Genomic DNA, 16,703 nt, shown 5'->3' on the forward strand with positions numbered 1-16,703 from the left:
AGGGCGGATATGAGCATCGAATTTTTGATTACCACGCTGATCGTGGTCGTCTCGCCGGGCACGGGCGCACTTTACACCATCGCAGCAGGGCTGAGCCGGGGCGCAAGGGCGAGTGTGGTCGCGGCGTTTGGCTGCACGCTGGGGATCGTGCCCCATATGCTGGCGGCGATCACGGGTCTGGCGGCGATCCTGCATACCAGTGCATTAGCGTTCGAGATCATCAAATATCTGGGCGTCGCCTATCTGCTCTATATGGCCTGGGCCACGTTGCGCGAAACCGGTGCGCTCAGCGTCGAGCAGGATGTAGCGCATAAATCGGCGGGCAAGGTGGTCTTTGAAAGCGTGCTGATCAATATTCTCAATCCCAAGCTGTCGATCTTCTTTTTTGCCTTCCTGCCGCAATTTGTGCCGGCGGATGCGCCCAATGCCCTGCCGCAAATGCTGGAATTGAGCGTGGTGTTCATGGGTATGACTTTTGTGGTGTTCGCGCTTTACGGGCTGTTTGCCGCGTCGATCCGCGGGCATGTGATCAGCCGGCCAGCCATAATGACGTGGATGCGCCGGACATTTGCCGGAGCGTTTGTGCTGCTGGGCGCGCGGCTGGCGCTGACGGAGCGGTAATCAGGCGTTATTGAAGCCCTGTGTGGTGGCGAGCCACCAAGTTGTGCCCGAGGGGTCCGTGACACCGCAGCGGCGGTCGGCGTCGCCCTTCTGGGCAGGTTCCTGCACCACCTTGCCGCCGGCCGCCCGGGCCAACTCGAAACTTTGATCGACATCGGGAACATAGACATGAATATGGGCGCTGCTGGTGGCGCCAGGCGCCTGGCCGAGCATGAGTACTGTATCGTCGATCTTGAATTCGATATGACGCAAGGCGCCACTCTCGTCGCGATGCTCCAGCGTGGGCTCGTCGCCAAATACGGCTTTGATGAAGTCGAGCACGGGCTTGGCGTCGCTGACGATCAGGTAGGGCGAGAGGCTATTGTGGCCGGCTGGCTTGTACATGGTTTCACTCCGTTTGATCACCAATGAACGTCGTGGCTAGGTGGTTCCAACCTGGGCAACCAGGGGTCTGGCCAAGCGTTTTGTTTGATATCAACCCATGTCGCGGAGATGAAAGATGATCGGATGGGATGAAGGAAAAATTCGCAACCGGGCCTATCTGTTGTGGGAGCGCGCCGGATGGCCGCAAGGCCGGGATCAGGAATTCTGGCACAGGGCCGAGGAAGAATTGGCGCGCGAGGATCAGCTCGATCTGTCCAAGGAAGATACCGAGATGAAGAAGCCGCCAGTGCTGCCGGGTCATCTTCTGCAGTAGTTTTGGGCGAGCTAGGGGGCTCGGCAGTTACTCGATGAAGTTGACCTGACCATCTTGCAGACGATAGAAGCCGTTCTGAGGAACTGGGAGGGTGAGCATTTCACGTTGCGAGAGGCCGAGATAGACACCGCGGATAATTCTGCCGGTTAGCCCGTGAGATATGGCGATTGTGGGCGTAGCGACGATGTCGGCCAGCCAAGCGCTCGCGCGGGCGCGGATTTGCTCGAAAGTTTCGCCGTCTGGCGAGCGAAAATACCAGTCGAACGCGTCGGTGCCGTTCAGCGCGTCAGGATATTCCTGGCCAATCTCATAAAGGGTCATGCCGTCCCATGATCCGATAGTAACTTCCATCAGTCGGGGCTCGTCCTTCACGAAAAGGGGGATCGAGGCGGCTATGCGGCCGGCGGTTTGACGGGCGCGACCGAGGGGGCTGACCTGGAGTTCAAAGTGATCGGGGTTGGGGATTTCCTCGGCAAGGCGGCAGGCAATCAAGTCAGCCTGGGCGATACCCTTGAGGGTCAGAGGAGAGTCCAATTGGCCTTGGAAACGTCCCTGCGTGTTCCAGACGGTTTCTCCATGGCGGAGCAGGTAGAGGGTCATTGGACAATTCTCCTTGTGAGGGCGCCTCGCTTAGTGCCGTTGCAGGCCTGCGGCAATCTCGGCCGGGGCGATGTGGGCAGGGAGAGCCGCCTTGATGGCTTCGAATCCAGGGGGATTTCGAGATGGCCTGTGAGAGACACTTTGCCCACAGCTAGATGCTCCCCACCGTCTTGAGGCGGATGCGGGGGTGGACTTCGTTCTGGCTCATGACCACGGTTTGCGGGCGGAAGCGCTCGATAATGGCGCGGACATGGGGGCGGATGCTGGGGGAGGTGATCAGCACCGGCAGCTCGCCCATCTGGGCGGCGCGTTCATAGCCCTGCTGAATGCCGGCGATGAATTGCTGCAGGCGGGATGGGGCCATGGCCAGATGCCGGTTGTCGCCATCGCCCACCATGGCTTCGGCGAAGTCCCGCTCCCATTGCGGGGAGAGAGTGAGCAGCGGCAGGTTTCCATCCGGTCCCAGATTGGCGGCGCAGATCTGGCGGGCGAGGCGCGAGCGGACATGCTCGGCAATCATCTGGGTGGAGCGGCCGGGGCCGGCGATTTCGGCAATGCCTTCGAGAATGGTGGAGAGGTCGCGGATCGAAATGCGCTCGGTCAGCAGGGTCTGTAGCACGCGCTGCACACCCGAGACCGAGATGAGGCCAGGGATGATGTCTTCGGCCAGCTTTTGCTGGTCCTTGGGCAGGCCCGAAAGCAGGGATTGCACATTGGCGTAGTTGAGCAGGTCGGAAACGTTGGCCTTGAGCACCTCGGTCAGGTGCGTGGAAATGACCGTGGAGGGATCGATGATGGAGAGGCCGCGCAGTTCGGCTTCGTCGCGCAGGGCCGGCTCGATCCAGGTGGCGGGCAGGCCGAAAGTAGGCTCGGTGGTGTGATGGCCGGGCAGGTCGATCTGGTTGCCCATGGGGTCCATGACCATCAACTGATTGGCGAAAATCTGGCCGTGGCCGGCCTCGACTTCCTTGATGCGGACTTTGTAATCGTTGGGCTCGAGCTGCATATTGTCGAGGATGCGGACCGGGGGCATGACGAAGCCCAATTCGGTCGCCAATTGCCGGCGCAGCGCCTTGATCTGCTCGGTGAGACGATCGGAGCCGCTTTCGTCTTCCTTGACCAGGCTGAGCAGGCCATAGCCGAGTTCGAGCTTGAGTTCGTCGATCTTGAGGCTGTCGGAAATGGGGGCCTCGGCCGCGGGGGCATTGGCGCCACCGGGCTGGCTGGCTTCATGGGCTGACTTCAGATCGATCTCGGCCTGCCTTTCGTCCTTCCTGCTGGCCGAGCGCCAGGCAAGGTAGCCCACGCCACCGGCGATGGCGAGGAAGGGAATGACCGGCATGCCGGGCAGGAAGGCGAGCAGGCCCATGACGGCCGAGGACATGCCTAACGCGCGGGGATAGCCGGTAAACTGGGCGGAGAGGGCCTTGTCGGCCGAGCCGGTGACGCCGGATTTGGAGACCAGGATACCGGCGGCGGTGGAGACGATGAGCGCGGGAATCTGGGAGACCAGGCCATCGCCGATGGTTAAAAGAGTATAGACATTGCCGGCCTCCTGAATGGTGAGGCCTTCCTGCATCATGCCGACGATCATGCCGGCGATGACGTTGATGAAGGTGATGATCAGGCCCGCAATGGCGTCGCCGCGGACGAATTTACTGGCGCCATCCATGTTGCCGAAAAAGGCGCTTTCGCCTTCCAGATCGGCGCGGCGCTGCTTGGCAGTGGCTTCATCGATCAAGCCCGAGCTGAGGTCGGCGTCGATGGCCATCTGCTTGCCGGGCATGGCATCGAGATTGAAGCGGGCGGCGACTTCGGCGATGCGGCCAGAGCCCTTGGTGATGACGATGAAGTTGACGATCACGAGGATGGCGAAGACCACGACGCCGATGATGAAATTGCCCCGCATGACGAAGTGGCCGAAGGCCTCGATGACGTGTCCGGCCGCGGCAGTGCCGGTGTGGCCGTCCGACAGGATGAGGCGGGTGGTGGCCAAGTTCAGACCCAGCCGCAGCATGGTGGCGATCAGCAGCACGGTAGGGAAGGAAGAGAATTCGAGCGGCTTCTGGATGAACAGGGCCGTCATCAGGATCATGACGGAAAAGACGATGGACACGGCCAGCAGCGCATCGAGCAGCAAAGGCGGCATCGGCACGATGAGAATGACGATAAGGCCCATGACGCCGGCGGCAAGGGCGATGTCGCCCGAGCGGAGCAGGTCGAAGACCGAGCTGGCGGTGGGGATTTTGAAGGCTGGGCGCGGGCGGCCGGCTGGGAGGTCAGTCATGAGATTGGCCCAAAGGTCAAAATAGGCCTCATCCTGAGCTGGTCGAAGGCTGGGGTCGTGGCACCGCCGCGGGCACGACCTCGTGGTTCGACGGGCTCACCATGAGGTCTACTGATAAATGTCATTCAGGCCACTGACCGTCTCTCGCCGGGGTCGGGCACATTGGTGCCTTCGTCGGAATATTGGTTGAGTTTGTTGCGCAGGGTACGGATCGAGATGCCCAGGATGTTAGCGGCGTGGGTGCGATTGCCCAGGGTGTGATCGAGGGTATCGAGGATCAGGTCGCGCTCCACATCGGCCACGGTGCGGCCGACCAGGGCCGCGGACATGGTCTGGGCAGTTTGCGCCAATTGGGCCGACAGGGTGCTGGCACTGGCGGCTTCGATCAGGCCCATGCCATCGGGCAAAACGATCGCGTCGGGGCCGATAATGTCGCCCGGGGAGAGCAGGACGGCGCGATGCAAGGTGTTTTCCAGCTCGCGGACATTGCCGGGCCAGGGCGCCTTGAGCAGGGCATCGCGGGCTTCGGCGGAGAGGGCGCGTGGGGGCAGCCCGTTCGCCTTGGCGTATTTGGCGACGAAATGCTCGGACAAAGCCACGATGTCGCCGGGGCGGTCGCGCAGCGGGGGCAGCTTGAGATTGACCACATTGAGGCGGAACAGCAGGTCCTCGCGGAAACTTCCTTCGCGCACGGCCTCGTTGAGATTGCGGTTTGAGGTGGCCAGGATGCGAATATCAACCGGGACGGGCTTGGTGCCGCCGACGCGGTCGATGATGCGCTCCTGAATGGCGCGCAGCAACTTGGCCTGCAGGCGCACGTCCATTTCGCTGATTTCGTCGAGCAGCAAGGTTCCGCCCGAGGCTTCCTCGAACTTGCCGATGCGGCGGGCGATGGCGCCGGTAAAGGCGCCTTTCTCGTGGCCGAACAGCTCGGATTCGAGCAGGGCTTCAGGGATGGCGGCGCAATTGACCGAGATGAAGGGCTTGCCGGCGCGCTTACTACGGGCGTGGACGTGTTTGGCGATGACTTCCTTGCCGGTGCCGCTTTCGCCCGTGATGAGAATGGAGGCGTCCGAGCCGGCGATCTGCTCGGCCATGCGGACGACACGGTCCATGGCCGGGTCGCGATAGAGGAATTCGGAGCTGTCGCGGGCAACAGCGGCGATAACGGCAGCTATCAGTTCGGCATCGGGCGGCAGGGGAATGTATTCCTTGGCGCCGGCGCGGATGGCGTTGACGGCGGCAGCTGCGTTGGTCTCGATGCCGCAGGCGACGACGGGGATGGCGATGCGCTCGGCTTCAAGGCCCGCGATGAGCCCGGCAATGTCCATCATGACATCGACCAGTAACAGATCGGCGCCGCGCCCGGCGCGCAGGGCCGCAAGCGCGATTTCGGTGGAGGGGGCGTGAGCTACCTTGGCGCCGCCATCCATGGCCATTTTGGTGGCGGTGCTGAGCTGGCCTTCAAGAGCCCCGACGATGAGGAGACGCATGGTTCCGGACTCCTTACTGGGGTTTGATGATTTCAGTCATGGTGACGCCGAGCCGGCCTTCGACCAGCACGATTTCACCACGTGCGACGAGCCGGTCATTGACGAAGATTTCGACGGCCTCGCCGACCTGGCGGTCCAGCTCGATGACGGTGCCGGTATTGATACGGAGCAATTGGCTGACCGGCATCTTGGTGCGGCCCAGCACGACCGAAATGCGGACATGCACGTCGAATACGGCTTCAAGGTCAGCTGCGCTGCGTTCGGTATAGGTCTCGGGGCCGCCGCGCTGGCCGGGGACACTCATTTCCTCGAAGGTGATGCCTTCAGAGCCGGCAGTGTCATTGGGATCGGGGATCAATGTCCGGTCTCCTCTTGGTTCGCAGCGGCGGATGCGCGCGTGTTGAGATAAGCTGAAATGGCCTTGTCGATGCCGGCTGATATGGCGGCGATGTCCCGGACCAGGCCGCCATCGACCCATTCGAGGCGCCCGTCGCTGAGGCGCTGGTCGGGATCGCCCATGACGACGAGGCGCCCGGCAAAGCCGGAGGTCTGCATATGGGCAGTAGCGACATCGCGGATGGCGTCGGCAATATCGGGATGGCAGCGGATGACCAGATGCGGCACGCCATTGAGGCTAGCCATGCATTCGGCAATCAGCGCGTCGAGTTCGACCGTGGGGTGGCGGGCCAGCAGATGCAGCGCCAGCTTGCGGCCAATGCTGGCGGCCAGCTCGACCGCATCGCGGCGGCTCTGAATCATGGCGTCATCGAGGGCAGCGGCCATTTCGCCGGTACGGGTGGCGAGCGTTCCGGCGGCGGCGGCAAGGGTTTGCGCGGCCATGGCGGTGGCGTTCTTTTCACCCTGGGCGACGCCCTCGGCATAGGCATCCTCGCGCGCCTGGGCGACGAGCTGGGCAACCAGGTCTTCGGGCACGGTGGGGCGAATGGGCGCCATCGCGGGGGTGGGGCGTTCGCCCAGGTCCAGATCGAAGGTGAAACGTGCTGCCTGTGCCACTTACGCCACCATCTGGTCGTCGGATTTGGTCTTGAGGATGATGATCTCGCCCTTGGCGGCGAGGTCCTTGGCGGTGGAGACCATGCGGCCCTGCGCTTCGTCGACATCCTTGAGGCGCACCGCGCCCATGGTTTCCATGTCGTCGCGTAGCAGCTTGGCGGAGCGTGCTGACATATTGGAAAAGAAGAAATCCTTGATAGTCTCGTTGGCGCCCTTAAGGGAAAGGGCCAGTTCGCGCTTGTCCATGCGCTGCAGCAGGGTCTGCATGGCGGAGGCTTCCAGCCGCGTCAGGTCTTCGAAAGTGAACATCAGCGCCTTGATGCGCTCGGCGTCTTCGCGGCTGTTTTCCTCGAGCGAGGTGATGAAGCGCGCTTCGGTCTGGCGGTCGAAACTGTTGAAGATTTCGGCCATCTGCTCGTGGCTGTCGCGACGTTTGGTGTGGCTGAGCGTGGACATGAATTCGGTGCGCAGGGTGGTCTCGATCTTTTCGAGGATTTCCTTTTGCACCGGATCCAGGCCCAGCATGCGCTGCACCACGTTCATCGCCAGCTCCTCGGGGAGAATGGCGAGGACCTTGGACGCGTGGTCTGGCGCGATCTTGGAGAGCACCACGGCGATGGTCTGGGGATATTCGTTCTTGAGATAGGCGGCGAGCACGTCTTCCTGAACGTTGCTCAGCTTTTCCCACATATTGCGGCCGGCCGGCCCGCGGATTTCTTCCATGATGGAATCGACGCGGTCGGCGGGCAGGAATGAGAGCAGCAGGCGTTCGGTGGAATCGGTGTTGCCCGACAGCGAGCCATTAGAGGCAATGGTGGTGACGAACTCGATCATCAGGTCATCAAGCATTTCCTGGGTGATCGGGCCCAGTCGCACCATGGCGCGGGACAGGGTCTTGATTTCCAGCTCGTCCAACTCGTCGAAAATGGGCTTGCCGTAATCGGGGCCGAGAGCGAGCAGGAGCGCAGCGGCTTTCTCGTCGCCACGCAGCACACGTTGCTCGCCACCGCCGACCACCAATTGGCGGGGGGCGGTGATGTCTGGAATGTCGGTGGATTGGGAAACCAGGGCCATCTCGGTTACGCCGCGTTACCCAGCCAGTCGCGCACGATCAGCGCGGCCTGCTTGGGATTTTCTTCAACAAGGGTGCCGACTGTCTTGAGGGTCTGCAATTGGGTTTCGCCCATGGAGCGGGCATTGGCGACCCAGGCGGGGGTCTTGTCGCGCGGCTCTGTGGCGGGTTCCGCCAGAACCTCGCCATTGGCGGCGAGCACGCCGTGATGGCTGACTTCGGCGGCGGTGGGCAGAGCCAAGGCCTGACTCTCGGGGGTCAGCACCCGCTTGAGCAGCGGGCGCATGACGAAGAAGACCAGGGCCAGGGCGATGAGCAGGGTGACCGCCATTTCGGCGCCGTTCATCAGATCGTCGCGGGTGAAATCGAGCAGGCCGGCCGAGGCATCCGTACCGGGCGTTGCCAGTTCGGGACGCTCGGCGAACTGCATATTGACCACTTCGACGCTGTCGCCGCGGGTTTCCGAATAGCCGACCGCGGAGCGGACCAGGGTGAGGATCTGGGCGATCTCGTCGGCCGTGCGCGGCGTATAAACCGGAGCGCCTTGCGGATCGGTGGTATAGACGCCATCGACCACGACAGCGACTGAGAGGCGCTTGACGGCGCCGGCTTCGGTGACGGCGGTCTGGGTGGTCTTGGAAATCTCGTAATTGGTGACTTCTTCGCTCGATGTGCCCTGCTCGGAGGTGCCTGCGGCGCCATTGTTCTGGCTGGCGCCGGGCAATTCATTGGCGACGGTGACCTGGCCGGTGGCGCCATTGGACAGGTTCTGGTTTTCGCGCAGCTGGGTGGAGCGGACGACCTGCCCATCAGGATCGAAGGTTTCCTGGGTGGTGGTGGAGCGATTGAAATCGATCTCGGCGGCAACTTCGACGCGGGCGCGGCCAGGGCCAACGACATTGGCCAGCATGTCTTCGACGCGAGTGCGCAGTCGATTTTCAAAACCCAGCGTGCGCTCCGCAGCCTGGCCTGACATGGCACCCACGGCATCGCCTTCGGTGCCCGAGGCGAGCAGATTACCCTGGTCATCGACGATGGAAACGCGGGTGGGTGTCAGCCCTTCGATGGCAGAGGCCACCAGATGCTGGATGGCGCGGATTTCGCCATTGGAAAGCTCGCCCCGCACGGACAGCACGATGGAAGCCGAAGGATCCTTGCGCTCACGGCGGAACAGTTCGCGCTCGGGTAGTACGAGATGCACGCGAGCCGACTTGATACGGGTGAGCGAGGCGATGGTGCGGGCCAGTTCGCCCTCAAGGGCGCGAACATTATTGATGTTCTGCACGAAGCTGGTGGCACCCAGGGTCGATTGCTGGTCGAAGATTTCGTAGCCGACCTGGCCGCGCTGGGGCAGCCCGGAACTTGCCAGGCTCATGCGCAGGGTCGTGATCTGGTCGCGAGGCACCAAAATGGTGTCGCCATCGCCGCGCAACTCGAAGGGCACGTTGGCCGTCTGCAGTTCGGTCACAATTGCCGAAGAGTCTTCGAGCGTCAGCCCGGTATAGAGGGGAGCCAGATTGGGCGTCTGCGCCCGCATGACCAGGAAACCGAAGAAGCCGAGTATCAATACCGCCACGGTCGCCATGGCCGCGAGACGGGGCAGGCCGATGCGATTAATGAGCTGGGTAAGATTGTCCACGCCGGCACTCGATTCGAAGGGGGCCACGCGACGCAAACGAACACCGGGACCGATGGGCAAAAATTACCTAGCAGATGGTAAACATTGTCTTAACTCCCCGTTGCAGTTTGCGAATTTGGGCAGAAAGTGCCGGGTTGAGTGAAGGAAAGGTGAAGCGATGAAGGTTTTGGGGCGGGTTACCTCGATCAATGTGCGCAAGGTGCTGTGGGCATTGGACGAGTTGGGGCTAGGTTATGAGCGGGAAGACTGGGGCCTGCCGCTGCGCGATCCGAAGGTGCCGCAATATCTGGCGCTCAATCCGAACGGGCAGGTGCCGGTGCTGATCGAGAACCAGTTCGTGCTGTGGGAAAGCAATGCCATCCTGATCTACCTGGCCGAGCGGGAGGGGCAATTGCTGCCCAGCCAGCTCGAATTGCGGGCGCTGGCGCTGCAATGGCTGCTCTGGCAGGCGAGCGAACTCAATCCGCCCTGGGGTTATGCCGTCAATGCGCTGATCCGCAAGACGCCGGGCTATGACGATGCAAGCAAGGTTGCGGCGTCAATCGCGGCTTGGGGCAGCAAGATGGCTATCTTGGAAGGACAATTGGGGCGGGGGCAGGCGTTTGTTGCAGGGGATGAATTCAGCATTGCTGATATTGCGATTGCACTATCGGTGCATCGCTGGATGAGCCTGCCAGCCGAGAAGCCGGAATTTGCTGCGGTGGCGGATTATTATGAGCGGGCGATGAGCCGGGAGATCGGGGCGAGGTGGATGGCGCCAGAGACGCCGTAGCTATTTTGTGTCACCAGGGCCAGAAACAACAAAACCCGCCGCGGCGAGCCGGGCGGGTTTTGCTATTCAGTTAGCCAGGATCAGCCCTCGCGGTAATGCTGGATCCAGGTGGTCCTGAGGCCGGCAAGGCCGTGTTTATCGATAGCGGCCTGCCAGTTTAGGAATTCATCGACGCTCAATGTGTAGCGATCGCAGGCCTCTTCAAGGCTGAGCAATCCACCGCGCACTGCTGCGACGACTTCGGCTTTACGGCGGATGACCCACCTCCGCGTATTGGCGGGGGGAAGGTCTGCAATCGTGAGCGGACTACCGTCCGGTCCGATAACGTACTTAACGCGTGGACGCATTTGTACGGTCATTTTACTCTCTACTCAAACCTGACCATATAAGTTCAGAGAGTAGGGCAATGGCCTTAAAATTCAGCTAAGGGGAAACTTACAACAGGTTAAGAATGCGCTGCGATTTCAAAGGATTGAATCGCGGTTGTGACAGCCTGATACAGCCCTCTTTTGCTGCGCCCCGGGTGGGCACAAGCCGCTGGCCAATAAAAGGTTTGGCTTGAACTGGGTTGATCAGCTCTCAGTATCGGCGGGCGGAACGCGCACGTCGGTAACGTCCGAGAGCAGGATCTTGCCCGCCCCGACTGTCAGGATGGGCTGGGCGCCCGAGAAGTCGACGGCGGTGACGACGCCCACCGTGGAGGTCGACACCTTGATAGTATTGCCCGACAGATTGGTGCCCTTGATCTCGATCGTATAGGTGCCGTCGGGCTGGGTGTTGCCGTCCGAGCCCTTGCCGGTCCACAGGAAATTGCCCGGGCCTTTGTCCAGCGAGCCGGTCTCGGTATAGACCACGCGGCCATTGGCGTTCTTGATGGTGACGGTGGCATTGGCGACCTGCGCCTCGGCATTGAAGGCCCAGGTGGCGCCGCCATCCTGGAGTTGAGCGGTGGTGCCGGCGGCGGTCACCTGCTTGCCGATATAGGAGACCGCATCGGTCTTGCTCGAACTCTGGGTGGATTGCAGCAGGCTTTCGAGGAATTCATTGGTCTTGAGTTGCTGCTCGACGCCGGTGAACTGCACCAATTGGGCGGTGAACTGGTTGGTATCCAGCGGATCCAGCGGGTTCTGGTTTTTCAGTTGCGTGGTCAGGATGTTGAGGAAGGTATCGAAATTCTCGGCAATGGTAGTGCGCGAGCCGCTGAGGGCACTGGTATTGGAGCTTCCCGAAACGCCGTCGACTGCCATGACCTGATCCTTACGCGATAATGTTGACGCCGCTGGCCGTGAGGCTGCCGCGATAAAGGTTGATGGTGGGCGCGGGCGCCTCGTCGGCTTCGCCGCCGGTTTCGTTGCCGCCGAACAGCGAGGGGCGGCCATTGCGGTCTTCGCCCTGCTGGCCGCCGCCACTGAAGGGGCTCTGCTTCAGCGAGAATTCGAGATTGGTCTTGGCGCCGTCCAGCCCGGCCTGTTGCAGTGCGCGTTCCAGCCCGCGCTGGTCGCGCTGCATCAAATCGAGGGTTTCGGCCTTTTCGACCGTGAGGCGTGCATTGACGCGGCCGGAGGCGTCGATATCTAAGCGCACATCGATGCGGCCGAGTTCGGCCGGGTCGAGCCGGATCTGGAAGCGAGTATTGCCGTCACTGGCCTGGCGGGCGACTTCGAAGGCCAGTTGCGGCAGGTTGAGCTGCTGCTGGCTGGTCTGGTAGCCCGCGTGGACGACGCGAGGGGCGAGCAGGGGATCGATGCGGGCAGTTTGCTGCTGGGCCTGAGCGGCCTGACCGTCGGGCTGTTGTTTGTCGACGGGGGCCGCGACGGGGATAGCGGTGGTCTTGAGGTCGCGCTCGGGCGGCTTGCCATTGTCGGGCTGCGGATCGGCATCGCCCTTGGGATTGTCGCCGATGGTGGGCTTGGCCTCGACTTCGGTTTTCGCGGCAAGCTCAGGCTCAGCCACGGGTTCGGTCTTGGCTTCAGCGGTTTTGCCGGTGATGGCCGGTTCGGTCAGCTTGAGTTCGGGCGCCGCCAGCGGTTGGGCGTTGGCGGTGGTTTCAACCTTGATGGCGGTACTGGCGGCGAGCCTGTCGAGTGCGGCCTGCAGCTCGGGATCGAGCTCGGCGCTGGTCGGATCCATGCCGAGGGCAGCAAGCGCTTCGGGTGCGGCATCGCCGGCACTGAGATTCTTGGCGAGGGCCGCGAGTTTATTGCCCATATCGGCCAATTGCTGGGCGAGTTCGGCATTGGCCGAGACATCGGTGGCCGCATTGCCGCCTTGCAGCGATAGCGCGAGCGGGGCGAGAGCCTTGGCCAATAGATCGGTGGCGCTGGTGCCGGCCGCGCCATTGGCCAGGGCTGTCAGCTCTGCCGCACTGGGCAGGCTATCGAACGAAACGCCCAGGGCCTGGGCCAGTGCCTCGAGCGCCGCGGTGAGATCGGCCATTTCCTGGTCGGTTGGGGCTTTGCCCGCCTCAAGGCTAGCGCTGAGCCTGGCGAGGCGATCGAGCAGGTCTGCCAGTTTGCCTTCGGGCGGGGCCGGCTGAATGGGCGTGGCGGCATCGACAGCAGCAGCAACGGCCTGCGGATCGTCGGCTTTGTGGTCCTCAGCATCCGCACTGGGTTTGGACGGTTCGCTGGCGGGTGTGGGCTTGGCGGGAGCGGGCGCAGATTTGCTGACATCGTCGAGCAGTTCGGCAAAGGCGTCTTGCCGCGGCAGAGCCTGGCCACCGAGGCTCTTGCTGAGAGTGCCGGTGGCGGTTGAGGTCAAGACGGTCAGATTTGATGCCACGCTAAGCGGACCCGTGAAGTGAGATTAATCCGGGAACAGCACTGCAAGAGGGGTGCCAAGTGGCGGATGCACCCATTGTTGTTTTAATTCAATGAGTTGAACTCCGCGTGGGACAGCGTCAGCAGGTCCCGCCCCGGCAGAAAAAGCAAGCGGCGGCAATTGTTGCCGGGTGTTGCAGCGCATTGCACGAGCGGGCGGAAGGGAGTATGGAGCGGGCCTTAAATTCGTCCGCTGGCCCTTGAACCCAACCGGATAAAGGAATGATGTTGAACTCGCTTGATATTGCCAAGCGTCCCGAAGACACGCGCATTGTTGTCGCGATGTCGGGGGGCGTGGATTCTTCGGTCGTGGCGGGCCTGTTGGCCCGGCAGGGTTATGACGTGGTTGGGGTGACGCTCCAGCTCTACGATCATGGCGAAGCCACCCACCGCAAGGGCGCGTGCTGCGCCGGGCAGGATATTCATGACGCGCGGCGCGTGGCCGCGACGCTGGGTATTCCCCATTATGTACTCGATTATGAAGAGCGCTTCAAAAAGAGCGTGATTGCGCCCTTCGCCAATGCCTATCAGCAGGGCGAAACGCCGGTTCCGTGCATTGCCTGCAACCAGTCGGTCAAGTTCGTCGACCTGATGGCGGTGGCACAGGATTTGGGTGCTGACGCCCTGGCGACGGGGCATTATGTGCAGAGCAAGCTGGGTGCGGATGGGCGGCGGCAGCTGTTCCGGCCGGTCGATGCAGAGCGGGACCAGACCTATTTCCTGTTTGCCACCACGCAGGAGCAGCTCGACTATTTGCGCTTTCCCCTGGGCGGCATGGGCAAGGCCGAGGTGCGCGAGATGGCGCGTGAGATGGGGCTGGAAATCGCTGAAAAGCACGACAGCCAGGACATCTGCTTCGTGCCGCAGGGCAAATATGCCGACATCATCCGCAAGATGCATCCCGAGGCGGTAGCGACGGGCGAGATCGTGCATCTCGACGGCCGCGTACTGGGGACGCATGAGGGGATCGTCAATTATACGATAGGGCAGCGCAAGGGCCTGGGCATTGCGGCGGCTGAGCCGCTGTATGTGATCAAGCTCGAACACAAGACCGGCCGCGTCATAGTGGGGCCGCGCGAGGCGCTCAAGACTCATACAGTGCGCCTGCGCAATGTGAATTGGCTGGGTGGCCGGCCTTTGGCGGAACTGAGCGCCGGCAATGGCGCGCCGGTCGAGGTCAAGGTGCGTTCGACGCGCGGTCCGCAGCCCGCCGTAGTGCAGATGCGCGGCGAAGATGTCTTCGTAACGCTGGTGTCAGGCGAATACGGCATTTCGCCGGGCCAGGCCTGCGTATTTTACGCCGACGATACGCCGACCTCGGAAGTCTGGGGCGGCGGGTTTATTGCAGAAGCGGTGCCGGCGGTGTTTGCAGCCTAGGCGGAGAACTCCTTCTCCTTGTTTGGGGGAAGGTAAGCGCCGATGAAGCGAACGGGTGAGAGGTGCGGCAAGCACTGTAAAACCCGCCGGTCCGATACATGGTTGACATATAAGCCAGTTAGCACCGCCTCCGGTTATTATCTCACATCCGGAGAGCTTGATGCTTTTGCGAAATCTGAGCCTGTCGACAGCACTTGCTTTGGTGCTGACATGCGGCGCCATTGCCGATGATTTGCCTGCGCGGCCCAGTGGGCTGGGTATTGTGGACAGTGCGCCTGTCGCCGCCGACGTGCCCGCTTACGTGGATTTTGGTGCGACCAATCAGCGGGGCAAGGCCTGCATGTCCGATGTCGCGGGCAATGCGGGCGTGCGCCTGCTGTCCGGGTTTCTCGATGTGTGGACGCCCCATACCCCGTTTGTCGATGCCGATGTGGACGCGCCCGCCGAGGGTGATTGCCCGGCTGTCGCGATGACGGACTGGGACGGGGTTCCCGGCAGCGCCACGGACGGGACGGTGATGAATGCCGCGATCCACGCGGCCAATATTGACTACGTGATCGATATTACGGCGTTGCGAACGCAGAACGAGGCCGTGCTGGCTTATCTCGATGATCGCCGCGGCAAGAATGTCAGCATGATGGATGGGTTGGGGCCGCTGGCAGATGCCTGGCGCGCGGGTGCCTGGCAATCCTCGACCATCGCCTATGTAGCGGCCGACGCGACCAGCGTGAAATATGACGATAACGGCAATAATCGCGGCGTCGGCAGTGTGGTGGACGGCGAGAAGGCCAATACGGATCTCGGTCTTGCCGTTGACCTGATCAAGGCGGCCAGCGCCGATGGTTCGACCGAACCGGCCAAACGCTATTTCAAATATGCCCGTCCGTGGCGCTGGTCCATGGACGTGTCAGTGCTGCCGGCGCTGGAGCCGGCCAAGAGCGGCTCGGCCCGAACCGATGGCGGGTTTCCGAGCGGCCACACCGCCGAAGCCTGGCGCGATGGGCTGGCACTGGCCTATCTGGTCCCTGAGCGCTTTCAGGAAATCCTGACGCGGTCAGTGGAAATGGGCGATAGCCGCATCCTGGCGGGTATGCACTCGCCGCTCGATGTCATTGGCGGCCGCATGCTGGGCACGGCCGTCGTGGTCTACAATCTTAACCGGCCCGAGAATGCCGAGCTCAAGCAGGATGCCTACGCCCAGGCGCAGAGCTGGCTGATGCGCCAGACTGGCACGCAAACGCCCGATGGCCTTTATGCTGCGGCCCATGCCGCGCCGGTTGGCGAGGACAGGTTTGCCGATCCGGCAGCTAATCTGGCCTATGTTTCGGGGCGGATCAGCTATGGCCTGGCGCCAGTGTCCGACACGTCTGCTCCAGCTGTCGTGCCCAAGGGCGCCGAAGTGTTGCTTGAAACGCGCCTGCCTTATCTCAGCGCCGAACAGCGTCGCGTCGTGCTCAAGACCACCGCCTTTGCCGCTGGCTATCCGGTGATGAATGATGCGGAGGGTTTTGGCCGTCTCGACTATATCCGGGCAGCCGATGGTTACGCAGCCTTCGATGGCGACGTTACCGTGCGCATGGATGGTGCGCTGGGCGGGTTCAATGCCCGCGATACGTGGCGCAATGATATTGCCGGCAAGGGCATGCTCACCAAGCAGGGCAGCGGCAGCCTGGTTCTGGCCGGTGCCAACAGCTATTCGGGCGGGACGGTAATCGAGGCGGGGAGCCTGGTCGCGGACAGTTCCGATGCGCTGGGCGACGGCGATGTCTATCTTGCCGGCGGCACGCTGGAAATCGGACGGGATGGCGTGGCGTTGAAGGGCGACTATGTGCAACTTGACGGCGCCGTGCTGTCAATCACAGGCGCATCGCTCGAAGAGGCCGCCATGGCGGTCAGTGGAGACGTGGTGATCGAGGGCGGCGTACTCGATATCCGGGTGCCAGCGCGCTCAGGCACGGTACAGGTCATTTCTGCCCAGGCCATCAAGGGCCGTTTCGCCGAAGTGCGTGTTAACGGCCAGCCGGTGGAGGCCAGCTACGGTGAGACGGGCGTCAGCGTGGCCATGGCCAACTAGGGCGCAACAGTTTCCGGCGCCGATTGTGCGGCCCCTGCTTCGGTGGGGGCCGTTTGCGTTGCGGCGCTATTGGCTTCGCGGAGCTGCTGATAGGCATTGATGCCGCCCAGCGAGGTCGAGATGGCAATGATCACCAGCAGGGTGCCCAGCGCCAGCAGCATGATACGCGCCGGGGTGAGGGCGAAGGGGCTCAGTTTGGGTTCGTCCATCGGAAGACCTCAAAATAAATCTGCTCAGA

Annotated in this window: 17 protein-coding genes; 5 read left to right on the forward strand and 12 right to left on the reverse strand. The window is 62.4% G+C overall.

Annotated elements, in window-relative coordinates; genetic code table 11:
- Positions 1–9 precede the first annotated feature (9 nt).
- Positions 10–621 carry a LysE family translocator gene (locus tag FF80_RS17530; protein WP_035102837.1) on the forward strand — a complete coding sequence of 204 codons (612 nt, stop codon included), beginning with the start codon at positions 10–12 and terminating at the stop codon, positions 619–621.
- Here FF80_RS17530 and FF80_RS17535 read toward each other — a convergent pair whose 3' ends face one another.
- A complete protein-coding gene (locus FF80_RS17535) occupies positions 622–1,005 on the reverse strand; it encodes a VOC family protein (protein ID WP_035102838.1) in 384 nt (127 codons plus the stop codon).
- A 115-nt stretch (positions 1,006–1,120) separates the two neighbouring features.
- Here FF80_RS17535 and FF80_RS17540 point away from each other — a divergent pair, with 115 nt between their 5' ends.
- Positions 1,121–1,318, forward strand: a complete 198-nt coding sequence (locus FF80_RS17540; RefSeq protein ID WP_035102839.1) for a DUF2934 domain-containing protein — start codon at positions 1,121–1,123, stop codon at positions 1,316–1,318.
- Positions 1,319–1,345: 27 nt separating this feature from the next.
- Here FF80_RS17540 and FF80_RS17545 read toward each other — a convergent pair whose 3' ends face one another.
- From FF80_RS17545 to fliF, 7 genes are all read right to left on the reverse strand, one after another.
- On the reverse strand, positions 1,346–1,918 hold the full coding sequence (locus FF80_RS17545; protein WP_035102840.1) for a histidine phosphatase family protein: 573 nt from the start codon (positions 1,916–1,918) through the stop codon (positions 1,346–1,348).
- Between the two features lie 151 nt (positions 1,919–2,069).
- Positions 2,070–4,205, reverse strand: a complete 2,136-nt coding sequence (gene flhA / locus FF80_RS17550) for a flagellar biosynthesis protein FlhA (protein WP_035102841.1) — start codon at positions 4,203–4,205, stop codon at positions 2,070–2,072.
- A gap of 125 nt (positions 4,206–4,330) precedes the next feature.
- Entirely contained in the window at positions 4,331–5,698 is a 1,368-nt protein-coding gene (locus FF80_RS17555; protein ID WP_035102842.1) for a sigma-54 dependent transcriptional regulator, read from the reverse strand.
- A 13-nt stretch (positions 5,699–5,711) separates the two neighbouring features.
- Positions 5,712–6,002 (reverse strand): flagellar motor switch protein FliN, encoded by a 291-nt coding sequence (fliN, locus tag FF80_RS17560; protein WP_052153739.1) that lies wholly within the window; start codon positions 6,000–6,002, stop codon positions 5,712–5,714.
- A 50-nt stretch (positions 6,003–6,052) separates the two neighbouring features.
- A complete protein-coding gene (locus tag FF80_RS21160; RefSeq protein WP_052153718.1) occupies positions 6,053–6,712 on the reverse strand; it encodes a hypothetical protein in 660 nt (219 codons plus the stop codon).
- On the reverse strand, positions 6,713–7,786 hold the full coding sequence (fliG, locus tag FF80_RS17570; protein ID WP_035102843.1) for a flagellar motor switch protein FliG: 1,074 nt from the start codon (positions 7,784–7,786) through the stop codon (positions 6,713–6,715). It abuts the gene before it with no gap.
- Between the two features lie 5 nt (positions 7,787–7,791).
- The gene (fliF, locus tag FF80_RS17575; protein ID WP_035102987.1) at positions 7,792–9,423 is read right to left on the reverse strand and encodes a flagellar basal-body MS-ring/collar protein FliF; all 1,632 of its coding nucleotides are present in this window, start codon (positions 9,421–9,423) and stop codon (positions 7,792–7,794) included.
- A gap of 157 nt (positions 9,424–9,580) precedes the next feature.
- Here fliF and FF80_RS17580 point away from each other — a divergent pair, with 157 nt between their 5' ends.
- Positions 9,581–10,195 carry a glutathione S-transferase family protein gene (locus FF80_RS17580; RefSeq protein WP_035102844.1) on the forward strand — a complete coding sequence of 205 codons (615 nt, stop codon included), beginning with the start codon at positions 9,581–9,583 and terminating at the stop codon, positions 10,193–10,195.
- Between the two features lie 80 nt (positions 10,196–10,275).
- Here FF80_RS17580 and FF80_RS17585 read toward each other — a convergent pair whose 3' ends face one another.
- From FF80_RS17585 to FF80_RS17595, 3 genes are all read right to left on the reverse strand, one after another.
- Entirely contained in the window at positions 10,276–10,554 is a 279-nt protein-coding gene (locus tag FF80_RS17585; protein ID WP_035102845.1) for a DUF1153 domain-containing protein, read from the reverse strand.
- 213 nt (positions 10,555–10,767) lie between these two features.
- Positions 10,768–11,442: a flagellar hook assembly protein FlgD gene (locus tag FF80_RS17590; RefSeq protein ID WP_035102846.1), complete on the reverse strand. Its 675-nt coding sequence runs from the start codon at positions 11,440–11,442 to the stop codon at positions 10,768–10,770.
- Between the two features lie 10 nt (positions 11,443–11,452).
- Positions 11,453–12,976: a flagellar hook-length control protein FliK gene (locus FF80_RS17595; RefSeq protein ID WP_035102847.1), complete on the reverse strand. Its 1,524-nt coding sequence runs from the start codon at positions 12,974–12,976 to the stop codon at positions 11,453–11,455.
- 266 nt (positions 12,977–13,242) lie between these two features.
- Between FF80_RS17595 and mnmA the strand changes: the two genes are divergently transcribed.
- A complete protein-coding gene (gene mnmA, locus FF80_RS17600) occupies positions 13,243–14,391 on the forward strand; it encodes a tRNA 2-thiouridine(34) synthase MnmA (protein WP_081917536.1) in 1,149 nt (382 codons plus the stop codon).
- 160 nt (positions 14,392–14,551) lie between these two features.
- Entirely contained in the window at positions 14,552–16,465 is a 1,914-nt protein-coding gene (locus FF80_RS17605) for a phosphatase PAP2 family protein (protein ID WP_081917520.1), read from the forward strand.
- On the opposite strand, the gene FF80_RS17610 is transcribed toward FF80_RS17605, so the two are convergent.
- Positions 16,462–16,674, reverse strand: coding sequence for a hypothetical protein (locus tag FF80_RS17610; protein WP_035102848.1), 213 nt, complete (start codon positions 16,672–16,674; stop codon positions 16,462–16,464). The genes FF80_RS17605 and FF80_RS17610 overlap by 4 nt on opposite strands.
- Positions 16,675–16,703: the final 29 nt, after the last annotated feature.

The sequence above is a fragment of the Devosia sp. LC5 genome, assembly GCF_000735585.1.
GTDB lineage: Bacteria > Pseudomonadota > Alphaproteobacteria > Rhizobiales > Devosiaceae > Devosia.